This window comes from Spirosoma sp. KUDC1026 (assembly GCF_013375035.1).
In the GTDB taxonomy this organism is placed as follows: Bacteria; Bacteroidota; Bacteroidia; order Cytophagales; family Spirosomataceae; genus Spirosoma.
Window position 1 is genome coordinate 2428173 of the sequence record NZ_CP056032.1, and the last position, 12005, is coordinate 2440177.

General features: G+C 54.9%; 6 protein-coding genes. 5 read left to right on the plus strand and 1 reads right to left on the minus strand.

Annotated elements, in window-relative coordinates; translation table 11 throughout:
- Positions 1–27: 27 nt before the first annotated feature.
- On the minus strand, positions 28–2541 hold the full coding sequence (nirB, locus tag HU175_RS10200; RefSeq protein WP_176566497.1) for a nitrite reductase large subunit NirB: 2514 nt from the start codon (positions 2539–2541) through the stop codon (positions 28–30).
- A gap of 278 nt (positions 2542–2819) precedes the next feature.
- Between nirB and cobA the strand changes: the two genes are divergently transcribed.
- From cobA to HU175_RS10225, 5 genes are all read left to right on the plus strand, one after another.
- Positions 2820–3584: a uroporphyrinogen-III C-methyltransferase gene (cobA, locus tag HU175_RS10205; RefSeq protein ID WP_176566498.1), complete on the plus strand. Its 765-nt coding sequence runs from the start codon at positions 2820–2822 to the stop codon at positions 3582–3584.
- A gap of 262 nt (positions 3585–3846) precedes the next feature.
- Entirely contained in the window at positions 3847–5394 is a 1548-nt protein-coding gene (locus tag HU175_RS10210; protein ID WP_176566499.1) for an alginate export family protein, read from the plus strand.
- A gap of 84 nt (positions 5395–5478) precedes the next feature.
- Complete coding sequence (locus tag HU175_RS10215; RefSeq protein ID WP_176566500.1) at positions 5479–6774, plus strand: NarK family nitrate/nitrite MFS transporter; 1296 nt, start codon at positions 5479–5481, stop codon at positions 6772–6774.
- A 118-nt stretch (positions 6775–6892) separates the two neighbouring features.
- Positions 6893–10459 (plus strand): nitrate reductase, encoded by a 3567-nt coding sequence (locus tag HU175_RS10220; RefSeq protein ID WP_176566501.1) that lies wholly within the window; start codon positions 6893–6895, stop codon positions 10457–10459.
- A gap of 69 nt (positions 10460–10528) precedes the next feature.
- On the plus strand, positions 10529–11992 hold the full coding sequence (locus tag HU175_RS10225) for a rubredoxin domain-containing protein (RefSeq protein WP_176566502.1): 1464 nt from the start codon (positions 10529–10531) through the stop codon (positions 11990–11992).
- Positions 11993–12005 lie beyond the last annotated feature (13 nt).

The following is a 12005-nucleotide window of genomic DNA, read 5'->3' on the forward strand; positions in this document are numbered from 1 at the left end:
TAAAGCGTTTTAGGGTGGTTGATTTGGTTATTTCCATTCCTGAGCCCGGATCTGATCGCGCAGGGGTTCGAAAACGACGGTCGGATCTTTCTGCTCGGGGGCGTTGACGAAATGGGTAAAGCGTTTCCGCAGCTCGGGATTCTCGACGACTTCTTTCCACTCGCAGTGATACGTATCCACAACGAGCTGCATCTCCCGCTCCAGCTCATCGGCAATGCCCAGTACGTCGTCGACCACAACGGCTTTCAGATACGTCATGCCGCCGTCCATTTTATTGAGCCAGGTAGCTGTGCGGGTAAGCGGGTCGGCTGTGCGGACGTAGAACATCAGAAAACGGTCGAGGTATTTTACGCAGGTTTCCTTGTCCACGTCCGATGCCAGCAGCTGCGCATGCTGCGGTTTGGTGCCGCCGTTGCCGCATACGTACACGTTCCAGCCTTTTTCGGTGGCAATAATGCCGAAGTCTTTGGTCTGCGCTTCGGCGCACTCCCGGGTGCAGCCCGACACCCCCGACTTTAGCTTGTGGGGCGACCGAAGTCCTTTGTACCGGTTTTCGAGTTCAATGGCGAACGTAACGGAATCCTGCACACCAAACCGGCACCAGGTTGTGCCGACGCAGCTTTTGACGGTACGTAGTGATTTACCATACGCGTGGCCGCTCTCGAAACCGGCGGCAATAAGCTCCTCCCAGATGCTGGGCAGATCACCCACGTGCGCACCGAACAGATCGATCCGCTGACCGCCGGTGATTTTGGTATAAAGTCCGTATTTCTGCGCTACCTGCCCGATGACGATCAACTTCTCGGGCGAAATTTCGCCCCCGGCTACGCGCGGCACAACGGAATACGTACCGCCCCGCTGGATGTTGGCCAGGAAGCGGTCATTCGAGTCCTGGATGGTCGCCCGATCTTTTTTCAGAATATTCTCATTCCAGAGACTCGCCAGAATGGATGCTACGGCCGGTTTGCAGACTTCACAACCATCGTGTTTGCCAAACGTGTTCAGAACATCCGTATACGTTTTGAGGCCGTTCATTTTGACCAGATCCAGTAGTTCCTGCCGGGTGTAGTCGAAGTGCTCGCAGAGGACGTTACGCACGTAAATACCCTGTGCTTTCATCACCCCCTGGATCATATCTTTCACCATCGGCGTACAACCCCCACAACCCGTGCAGGCTTTGGTCGCCTTCTTGAGCGCGTCGACGGTCGTATGTTTGTTTTCGCCGATTTCGTGGCAGAGCATGGCTTTCGTAATGGCTTCGCAGGAGCAGATCAGCGCATCGTCGGGCAGGCTCATAACCCCGGCTTCTTCGCCACCGCGTGATCCCAAAATAACGTCTTCGGGGTCGGGCGGTAGAATCGTTTTATTCTTGCAGGTTTGGAGCAGCATGTTGTACTGCTCGGCGTCCCCCACCAGTATTCCGCCCAGCAGATGCCTGCCATCGGCACTGACATTGATACGTTTGTAAATACCCTTCGCCCTGTTTTCATATACCACAGTACGGCAGGTTGGTTCAGCCGCAAACGGATCGCCGAAAGACGCTACGTCGGTACCGATCAGTTTCAGTTTGGTCGACATATCGAAGGGCTTGAATTCCTTCATTTCGCCTACGAGCTGCGCGGCCACTACGTCGGCCATTTCGTAGCCGGGCGCTACCAGGCCGTAAATCATGTGGTGAACGACAGCACATTCGCCAATGGCGAAAATCGATGAATCCGACGTTTTGAGTTGATTATCGGTCAGGATACCCCCGCGCGGGTGCGTATCCAGCCCGGCGGCTTTGGCCAGCTCATCGCGCGGACGGATACCGGCCGAAATAACCAGCATGTCGACGTCCAGCCGCGTCCCATCGGCAAACTGCATTCCCGTGATGGCATCATCGCCTGTAATTTCCTGCGTGCTTTTCGAGAGGTGAATCGTAAGTCCCAGCGATTCCAGTTGCCGCTGCAGAATACCGGAGCCAGCATCATCAATCTGCCGGGGCATCAGACGGGGAGCAAATTCAACAACGTGCGCTTCTTCTAGCCCCAGGTCCAGCAGGGCTTTGGCGGCTTCCAGTCCCAATAGGCCACCACCCAGAACAGCACCCCGGCGGGCGGTGCGGGCATGGGTCTGGATCATATCGAGGTCTTCGATAGTCCGATAAACAAACACACCATCCTTTTCGACCCCGGCCATTGGCGGGACAAACGCCCCAGAACCGGTTGCCAGCACTAAATAATCGTACGGAACGACTGTACCATGGTGCGAGCGAACCGTCTTCTGGTCACGGTCAATAGCAATGACCGGATCGGTCAGATACAACTTGATTCCGTTGTCGTGATACCACTGTTCGGGCGCCAGTGTCAGGGCATCGGCGGTCTTCCCCGCGAAGTAAGCACTCAGATGAACCCGGTCATAAGCTACCCGAGGCTCTTCGCCAAAAACTGTTATAGAAAATCGCCCGCCGGTTTTATCCCGGGCAATTAGTTTCTCACAGAATTTGTAGCCGACCATACCGTTGCCAATAACTACAACGCGTGTGCATGTCTTCGTCTGCATAGTTATTTGTAACTATATTTTTGTGAAAAAAACTATTGTCACGTTGACTTTTTAGGGGATATAGCACTGTATTACACTTCTGGGGGCGTTCAAAATTAGAATGTGTTTTACGGAAATCCTATTTTTAAATTTGTAAAAATTATATTTGTCAGAATATTTTTTGCAAAATTAGTTGATTTGAAAAATTTTGTCTTTAGTTTTGACTCGTTATTAAAGATTGGTGATAGTTTACTACGTATAGTATAAAAATACTATTTAGCCTGTTAAGTGTTGTGTATATGAATAGACAGCCAAAACTTACACTGGTAGGCGCCGGACCGGGCGATGGCGAGCTGATTACCGTAAAAGGAATCAGAGTGTTACAGCAAGCAGATGTTGTCTTATACGACGATCTGGCGACCGCTACGCTGCTGGACTTCGCGCCCGAACAGGCCCTAAAGCTATACGTAGGTAAACGGGCGGGTAAGCCGTCGGCTTCGCAGGATGTAATCAATCAGATGATTGTTGACCTGGCCCGAACGCACGGTCACGTGATCCGGCTGAAAGGCGGGGATTCCTACGTCTTTGGCCGTGGCTACGAGGAGTGCAATTACGCCCGGCAGCACGGGATTCCCAGCGTCGTTATTCCGGGAGTATCGAGTTGTATCGCCGTACCGGCCTCGCAGGGGATACCGGTCACCTGCCGGGGTATCAGCGAAAGCTTCTGGGTCATTACCGGCACGACCCGGCACGGCGAACTGTCGGCAGACCTGCAACTGGCCGTTCAGTCGAATGCTACGGTTGTGGTGCTGATGGGTCTCAACAAGTTAGATGAATTATGCACCTTGTATACCCAGCACGGTCGGGGGGATTGGCCGATGGCGGTTGTACAAAACGGAACGCGTGCCGACGAGCGGTGCGTGGTAGGTCAGGTCTGGGAAATGCCCGATCTGGTGGCAGCGCAGCGCGTGGGGGCGCCTGCTGTGCTCATCATCGGAGAGGTTGTTACGCTGCATCCCGACTATGTCGTAGCGTATGCGCGGAATCTGGCGCTGACCTGCTGATAAAAAAGCCGGTCCGGTGTGGGGGCACCTTTGGACCGGCTCATTTGGGGTTGTCTATGCATCACATAAACGCATCAAAGAAAATGAAAAAAAGCACGTAATACAACCGGCTACCTTCTCCTGCCGGGGCGTTATCACCTGTCTCTACCCGGCCTGATCCTTCGCTGCTTCGTTCGGGCGCTCGCCCGTTGTTTACCCAAATCTGGGTATCCCTGTTCGTCTACTGCCTATCCTCAAACATCACACTACAGTAACGTACATAATGAGACTACTTCTCGTGAAATCAGTGCTGCTTGGCGGGTTTTGCCTTGCCGTCAGCACCGACCTTTTTGCGCAATATTCGCTGGTTGGCCAGCTTCGTACGCGCACCGAACTGCGGGACGGCTTTGGTAACCTCGCTCCCAAAGGTAGCCCGGCCGCCTTTTTTACGTCGCAGCGGGCGCGGCTCACCTTCAATTACAAGTGGGACCGTATTACGTTCCAGACCGCCGTGCAGGACGTGCGTGTATGGGGGCAGGATGCCGCCACGATCAATAACGCCGACGGGAACCGACTGATGGTGCACGAAGCCTGGGCTGACATCACGCTGGCCAACAGCGCCGACACGACCATTAAGTTCAAACCGGTGCAGAACCTGTCATTGAAAATTGGACGGCAGGAAATGGTTTACGATGATTCCCGCCTGATTGGTAACCTGGACTGGCTCCAGCAGGGCCGTCGGTTCGACGCAGCGCTTCTGAAAGCACAGCATCATGGCTGGACCGTCGACTTGGGGGCTGGCTTCAACCAGAATTCCGATGCGTTTGGCGTGGTTGGTACGTATTACACGGCGGGCAACGTTCCGGCGTCTGGTCTGTCAACCCGGAACGTAACACTGGCGATTCCAACCGGTTTTGTCCCGACAAGCGGCAAAGGGGGAGTACCCATACTGGCAACGCCCCTCAGCACGAACGGCCAGAACCAGCAGTTCAAATCGTTTCAGTTGCTGTACCTGGCCCGGAAATTTGGTGGTACGAAATTCTCGGCGCTGGTTTTTAAGGACGACTTTCAGAAATACCGGGGTGATTCGCTGGGCAACGCAACGCAGGGGTACGTATATGGGCGCCGTTATGACGTAGCGGGCGTGAACTCCCGCGTGACCTACGGCGGTATGCTGACCGGGCTGCTGGGAAAAGAATCGTCCCGATTTGGTAAAGTGCAGTGGCAGGCGTTTGCCTATGGTCAGAGCGGTAAAGACCGGGATGGTCTGACTATTAAGAAAGCATACCACTACGGGGCCAGCTTCATGGTGCAGCGGGGGGCGCTGAGCGCCGGGCCGGGCTACGAAGTGCTGTCGGGTAACAATGCCACGACGATTCAGAATGGGCAGACGAGCCGCTTTGATCCGCTTTATGGTACGCCCCACAAATTCTGGGGCTACATGGATTACTTCTACGCCGGAACGGGGTCGCCGGCCGGTGGGCTGAAAGACGCGTTCCTGAAATTCAAGTACACCGGCAGCCGGCTAACGACGGGGCTAGACGTTCACTATTTCGCCCTGGCTGCGCCAACCTACAACCGGATGGCTGATGTACCGGCTGGTACGCTGCTGGACTCAAAATTAGGTATGGAGTACGATTTCACCGCGACCTACGCGCTCAACAAATTCACGGTTGTAGAATTTGGATACTCGGTGCTGAAAGGTACCAATAGTCTGGAATACAGCAAACAAAGTACTATGGACCAGAAGGATAAAACTGGTCAGTGGGCGTACCTGATGATCAACATCCGCCCGGATTTTTTCTATGTCAAACCAACGGCCAGCAAATGATTGTCTGCTCCCGCCGAGCAACCATAGCAACCAGCTTACGGCCTCTTTAAAAATTTTATACGCACCCATTTACCCGTACAGACCATGATAACGAACCAACCGCTTGAATCACTCAATATCTTTAGTTTCCGCGGGGTACAGATGCGGACTTTTCACATCACGTGGCTTACCTTTTTCGTCTGCTTCTTCGGCTGGTTCGGGCTGGCTCCGCTGATGCCTGCCATCCGGGCCGACCTGAATCTGACCAAACCACAGGTGGGAAACACCATTATCGCAGCCGTATCGGCTACAATTTTCGCCCGGCTGCTGGTCGGTAAACTATGCGATACGTGGGGGCCGCGCAAAACGTACACGGCGCTGCTCGTGCTGGGTTCCTTGCCGGTTATGCTGGTTGGGCTGGCGCATGACTACACGACGTTCCTGTTGTTTCGCCTGGCCATTGGCACGATCGGGGCCTCGTTCGTGATTACGCAGTTTCATACGTCGATGATGTTCGCGCCGAAGGTCAAAGGAACGGCCAATGCCGTAGCCGGGGGCTGGGGCAATCTGGGTGGGGGGATTACGCAACTCGCCATGCCCCTGATTATGGCCGCTATCGTTGGGTTCGGCTATACCAAGCCCGAAGCCTGGCGGCTGGCGATGGTCGTGCCAGGTGTCATGATGCTCATCATGGCGTTCCTGTACTACCGCTTCACTACCGACACGCCCAACGGCAACTACGAAAACATTGGTCATGCGGCTGCTAAAGGCGAGTCCGTTAGTTTCTGGAAAGCCTGTGCCGATGTTCGGGTCTGGGCGCTGGCGCTGGCCTATGCCTGCTGCTTCGGGATGGAAATTACGTTCGATGGTGTTGCGGCCCTCTATTTCTTTGACAACTTCAAGATGGAAGAAACCGAAGCAGGGTTCTGGGCCATGCTGTTCGGCTTCATGAACATCTTTGCCCGGGCGCTGGGAGGAATTATTGCCGACCGCGTGGGTAGAAAATACGGGATGCGGGGCAAGGGCGTACTGCTGGCGGGAATGCTCCTGCTGGAAGGCATCGGCATCATGTTGTTCGCGCAGGCGGGTAATCTGCCGATGGCCATTCTGGCGATGATCACGTTCGCCCTGTTTCTGAAAATGTCGAATGGGAGCACGTACGCCATTGTGCCGTTTGTCAACCCCAAAGCGGTCGGCATTATTTCGGGCGTGGTTGGCGCGGGGGGCAACCTGGGCGGTATGCTGATGGGCTTCCTGTTCAAATCGCAGTCGATTACCTACGGACAGGCTTTTCTCTATATCGGCTGCGCTGTCGCGGTGATCGGCCTGCTGCTGTTCCTGGTCAATTTCGGTAAATCGGCTGTTACAGAGTCCACTAAGGCAGAATTGCAATTAAACTAAGGAGGAAAGGGAGTAAGGAGGAGAGGGACGAAAGGGAGCTTAGCCAATAAGATTTTCTTTAACGGTAGCCTATCCCTTTCCTCCTTCCTCCCTCTTCTCCCTTTCCTCCTTTTTTCCTATGACTCATCAAACGACCTGTTGCTACTGTGGTGTTGGCTGTGGAATTGTAGTCAAACAGGAACCGAATGGGCAACTGACGCTGGAGGGCGATAAATCGCATCCGTCCAACCGGGGCATGCTCTGCTCGAAGGGCATGAACCTGCATTACACCGTTATGGATCAGTCCGACCGGCTGTTGTACCCGCAGATGCGGCTCAACCGGTCGATGCCCATGCAGCGGGTCAGCTGGGATGCTGCGCTGGAACGAACGGCCGCCGTATTCCGGACACTGATTCAGAAATACGGGCCTGATTCTGTCGCGTTCTACGTATCAGGACAGTGCCTGACGGAGGAATATTACCTGGTCAATAAGCTGATCAAAGGGTTTATCGGCTCGAACAACATCGACACCAACTCCCGGCTCTGCATGAGCTCGGCGGTGGTGGGCTATAAACTGACGCTGGGAGAGGACTCGGTGCCGGTTTGCTACGACGATATTGAGGAAGCTGATCTGTTTTACGTACAGGGAGCCAATCCGGCCTGGTGTCACCCCATTCTGTGGCGTCGGATCGAAGCGCACAAAGCGGCCAATCCACACGTAAAAATCATCTGCGTCGACCCGCGCCGGACAGATACCGCCCGCTCGTCGGATCTGCATTTGCCCATCCGCCCCGGCACCGACATCGTAATCAATAACGCCATTGGCCGGTTGCTGATTGAGAAAAACTACATCGACCACGATTTCATAACCGATCATGCCGATGGCTTCATGGCATACCGGGAGCAGGTGATGCAACGTACCGTAGCCGAAGCCGCCGACCTCTGTGGCATCGACTCTCAGCAGATCGAACAAACGGCCGATTGGATTGGTCGGTCGAACGGCTTTCTTTCCCTCTGGACGATGGGGATGAACCAGTCGTCGGTGGGCGTCAACAAGAATTTGTCGTTGATTAACCTGCACCTGATTACGGGCCGAATTGGTACGCCCGGCAACGGCCCTTTTTCATTGACAGGCCAGCCCAACGCGATGGGTGGACGCGAGGTGGGTGGCCTGGCGAACGCATTACCCGCCCACCGCGACGTAACGAATGCAACGCACCGCGCCGAGGTAGAAGCTTTCTGGCAGGGGCCGGTCAGGATTGCCGCCAAACCCGGCCTGACCGCAACCGAGATGGTCGACGCGCTGGAAGACGGCCGACTCAAAGCCATCTGGATCATCAACACCAATCCGCTGGTGAGCATGCCCGACGTGAGCGCGGTCGAAAAGGCGTTGAAGAAAGCACGTTACGTTGTTGTGCAGGACGTATCGAACCGGGCCGATACAGTTCAGTTTGCCGATGTGGTTCTGCCCGCTGCTGCCTGGCTGGAGAAAGAAGGGACGATGACCAACGCTGAGCGCCGGATTGCGTACCTGCCCAAAGTGATGGACGGTCCCGGCGAGGTGTTGCCCGACGCGGAAATCATCTGGCGGTTTGCGCAAAAGATGGGCTTTGGCGAGTCGTTCAACTACGCCAGCGCGTCGGAGGTGTACCAGGAATACACTCGAATTACGGCGGGTACCAACGTGGACGTAACGGGTGTGAGTTACGAACTGCTGAAGCAAAAACGAACCATTCAGTGGCCGTTTACGGGGCCGGAAAGATGGGCCGGAGAAGAGGAACAAAGCGGTACATCAGCCGGGACGAAACGGCTGTTTACGGATCATCAGTTTTATACACCTAACAAACGGGCGCAGATCCACGCGGTGCCGGACGGCAATACGTCGGAGCAGACGGATGAAGATTTTCCGCTGGTGCTGACAACCGGCCGGATTCGGGATCAGTGGCACACGAGGACCAAAACGGGACGCGTGGCCAAGCTGAACCAGCACATTCCGCAACCTTATCTTCACCTTCACCCGGACAATGCCCGGTCGCGCGGTATCCAGGATGGGCAGTTGGTCGTGGTGCGAAGTCGCCGGGGAGAAGTTCGGGTTAAAGCGCAGCTCACCGACGACGTACGTCCCGGCCTGTGCTTTCTGCCCATGCACTGGGGTAAACAACTGACGGGCAGCATGGCAACCGACGATCTGAACCGGACCAATAACCTGACCAATAAGCTGGTCGACCCGCGATCCAAAGAGCCGGACTTTAAATTTACGGCCGTTGAGGTATCGCTGTATCGTAAACCGATCGAGAAAATTGTGGTCATTGGCGCGGGGTCGGCGGGACTGGGTTTTATCAATACGTATCGGTCGTTACGTACTGATTCTGCCACCGCGGAGGATGAAATTCACGTCTTTTCCAAAGAAATTTACCCGTTCTACAACCGAGTGATGCTGCCCGATTACATCAGCGGGTCGCAGTCGTGGGAGCAGTTGGTCAAGCTGCGCGAAGATCAGTTTGAGGCAGCCAACATCGTTGTTCACAAAGGAATCGGTATTAACCACATCGACCGGCAGGCCAAAATCGTGATTGATAGTAACGGTGTCGACCATCACTACGATAAACTGGTGCTGGCAACGGGAAGCCGGGCGTTTATGCCCCGGACCGTACCACGCCTGCCAGGAATCTTCAACATGCGTTCGCGGCTGGATGCCGATTCGCTCCTGCCGTTTCTGGATCGGGAAGACCCCCACGCCGTGGTCGTTGGCGGTGGACTGCTGGGGCTGGAACTAGCGGCTTCCCTGCGGCAGGTCGGGGTGCGGGTAACGCTTATTCACCGGTCGGGCCGATTTATGGAGCGCCAGCTCGATACATTGGCCAGCGACCTGCTGTATCAGGAGCTGCTGGATCGTGGTGTTGACATCTACTTGAACGAGGAAATCCAGATGTTTAACGGGCAGGATCGGCTGGAGGGCGTACGACTCAAATCGGGGCGGAAGCTGGCCTGTCAGGTGGCGGTACTGGCGATTGGTACGACCCCCAACATTGATCTGGCGCGCGCGGCTGGCCTGGACTGCAGCCGGGGCGTTGTTGTGAATGATTACCTGCAAACGTCAGATCCGGACATTTTTGCGATGGGCGAGATTGCGCAGTGGAACGGCCAGATGTGGGGTATTACGTTAGCCGCCGAGCAGCAGGCCGACGTAGCGGCCCGGTTTTTGGCGGGTGATATTTCACAACCCTACCGGGGCAGCCTGTCGATGAATATTCTGAAGATGGAAGGGCTGCATCTCTGTAGTCTGGGCATGGCCGAAGTGCCGGCGGGAAGTACTGACTACGAAGAAATCGTCTTCATCGACAAAACCCGGCGTTATTATAAAAAGTGCATCGTGTACCGCGACAAACTAGTGGGGGCGATTCTGATTGGTGATAAAAACGAATTTCTGGAATTCCGCGACCTGATTGCCAACGGTATTGAGCTGTCCGAAAAGCGATTGCAGCTCCTGCGGTCGAGTAAGACCGCTGAGCCGGTCGACGGAAAATTGGTTTGCTCCTGCAATACGGTCGGCCAGGGTAATCTGGAACGTGCCATCCGGGCGGGCTGTACGGATTTTCAACATCTTTGCCAACAGACAGGTGCCGGAACCGGCTGCGGCTCGTGCCGACCCGAGGTGCGGAGCATTTTAGAAAAAATGAGCGAAAGAGCGCTGTTCTCGGATTAGCTCCCCTCGGCTTATTCGCTCTTTCGCTCCGCGTCGGCGGTCCGATTTATTCTTTCACTCTTTAAATCCATGCGCGACTACTACACACTAAAAATCAACCTACCTGGTGGGATTGCGTCGCCGGGAACGCTGCAACAGGTTTTGTTGCTGGCGTATGAGGCTAAGGTGCGGCAGGTGCGGTTTGGCGCCCGTCAGCAGTTACTGATGACGGTGCATTATGAAGATATGCCCTTTCTGGAAAAAGATCTGAAAGCGCATCAGATACCGTACGAGGTGAATACGGAGCAGTACCCCAATATTATCAGTTCATACTGCGGGGAAGATGTGTTTCGGACGGGCGACTGGCTCAGGGAGGGGGAGTATCATACAGTGCTGGACCAGTTCGATTATCAGCCCCGAATGAAAGTGAATATCTCCGACGGGAATCAGAGTTTCACGCCCTTTTTCACCGGCAACCTGAATTTTATCGCTTCGGCCGAACCGCATTTCTGGTACCTCTACGTTCGGCCGAAGCAAAGCAACACGCTCTTTCGCTGGCCGGATCTGGTCTATACCAACGACCTGGGCCGGCTGGCCCAGGCGGTGGAAACAGCGCTGCTGGAACAGGTATGTCAGAACGAAACGCAGCTGTATTCGGCTGTTACATCGGCACAGTCATTTATTACCCAACCGGTAGCGCAGGAAGTTGAATTGCCCGAGTTCTCGCTGCCTTACTATGAAGGATTTAATCGGTATGGGCAGCGGTCGTGGCTGGGCTTGTACCGCCGTTCCGAACAGTTTTCCATCGCTTTCCTGCTTGATGTCTGCGCCTTGTGCCTGAAAACCCGCATCGGCGAACTATGTGTTACGCCCTGGAAGTCGCTCATCATCAAAGGTATCGGGGAGAAAGACCGGGCGGCCTGGTCATACATACTGGGTAAACACGATATCAACGTCCGCCACGCGGCCAACGAACTAGCCTGGCAAACGGAGGACCACGACGATGAGGGAGCGCAGTTCAAGAATTATATTATCCGTTATTTTCAGAAATACGATATCCGAACGTTTGGCTTGTGCTTTGGCGTGCAGACACGGCCTAAATCAGAGGTGTTTGGTGCCGTGCTCATACGTCGGCGGCCCCTGTTTCGGATTGGGCAACTGGCGCTGTTTAGCGTGTATGACCTGTATTTTACCGAAAACTTCAACCCAAATAGCCGAACGTATCACCTGTTCGAGAAAGGATTATTGAAAATTCACGTGCCCAACCAGCTCCGGCGGTTGAGTCGGAAATATAATGCCCGTCTGGCTGGTAACTCAGTTGAGCTGGTCGAACCGGAAATTGAAAAAGCGGAACTCGTAACCGCTGCCCGGCCTGTTGTTTATCGGTGTTGCCATTGTTTTACGGTCTATGATGCCCAATACGGTGACGAACGGCAGGGAGTTCCGGCGGGGACGCCATTCGACGAATTACCCGTTACGTATGGCTGTGCAACCTGCGACGCATCGAAAGAAGACCTGTTGCCAGTGGAGCCGGGTCTGGTCACGATTGGCTAGGTTTACATGCGGG

Excerpts from the sequence above, each read along its gene's own strand:
- HU175_RS10220 (WP_176566501.1), top strand. The coding sequence starts at position 6,893 with ATGACTCATCAAACGACCTGTTGCTACTGTGGTGTTGGCTGTGGAATT.
- HU175_RS10215 (WP_176566500.1), top strand. The coding sequence starts at position 5,479 with ATGATAACGAACCAACCGCTTGAATCACTCAATATCTTTAGTTTCCGC.
- nirB (WP_176566497.1), bottom strand. The coding sequence starts at position 2,541 with ATGCAGACGAAGACATGCACACGCGTTGTAGTTATTGGCAACGGTATG.
- HU175_RS10225 (WP_176566502.1), top strand. The coding sequence starts at position 10,529 with ATGCGCGACTACTACACACTAAAAATCAACCTACCTGGTGGGATTGCG.
- cobA (WP_176566498.1), top strand. The coding sequence starts at position 2,820 with ATGAATAGACAGCCAAAACTTACACTGGTAGGCGCCGGACCGGGCGAT.
- HU175_RS10210 (WP_176566499.1), top strand. The coding sequence starts at position 3,847 with ATGAGACTACTTCTCGTGAAATCAGTGCTGCTTGGCGGGTTTTGCCTT.